Consider the following 742-nt stretch of genomic DNA (forward strand, 5'->3'; position numbering starts at 1 on the left):
TGTCCATTGATAAGGATTTTCGTCCTGCTTATCTTAGATGGGCGAAAAGATCTTGTCCTGCTAGAAAGGAGAGCCCGTGGCCGAACAACTTGATGAACGAATGAAGTCCTTCCTGCAACGTCTGGAGAAACTCAAGGCCAGCGATCACTACTTCTACCTCCAGAGCATTGCTGGACCCACCGAGCCCAGGGTGAAGGTAAGCGGAAGGGGGGACATGATTATGCTGGCCTCTTATAGCTATCTGGGCCTGGCTTCTCATCCCAAGATCCGAGCCACTGCCATAGAGGCCATGGAGAGATACGGGGTGGGGGCAGGTGGAGTACGGCTTCTGGCCGGGACCACAGAGCTCCACCGGGAGTTAGAAGAGAGGATAGCTGAGTTTAAGAACACCGAGGCAGCTACGCTCTTCTCCAGCGGCTATGTGACCAACATGTCCACTATCTCCAGTCTTTTTGGACGGGGAGATGTGATTATTATGGACAAGCTGGATCACGCCAGTATAATCGATGGCTGTCTCCTCTCTGGTGCCCAATTCCGGACTTACCGCCACAACGACATGGAGCATCTGGAATCTATTTTGAAGAAATCCCAGAATTTCAACACCAGACTCATTGTGGCCGACGCTGTCTTCAGCATGGATGGAGATATAGCCGACCTTCCAGGAATCGTGGAGCTCGCCAAAAAGTATGACGCTCTGGTCATGATCGATGAAGCAAGGTCTCGGTCAGAAGAATCGAGGACG

Annotated in this window: 1 protein-coding gene; it reads left to right on the forward strand. The window is 52.0% G+C overall.

Annotation, left to right across the window (positions count from 1 at the left end):
- Positions 1-76: 76 nt before the first annotated feature.
- A partial coding sequence (locus HW443_RS12385; protein ID WP_176238358.1) for an aminotransferase class I/II-fold pyridoxal phosphate-dependent enzyme occupies positions 77-742 on the forward strand: 666 nt, incomplete at its 3' end.

It is taken from the genome of Candidatus Hakubella thermalkaliphila, from assembly GCF_013281975.1.
GTDB classification, from domain to species: Bacteria; Actinomycetota; Humimicrobiia; order Hakubellales; family Hakubellaceae; genus Hakubella; species Hakubella thermalkaliphila.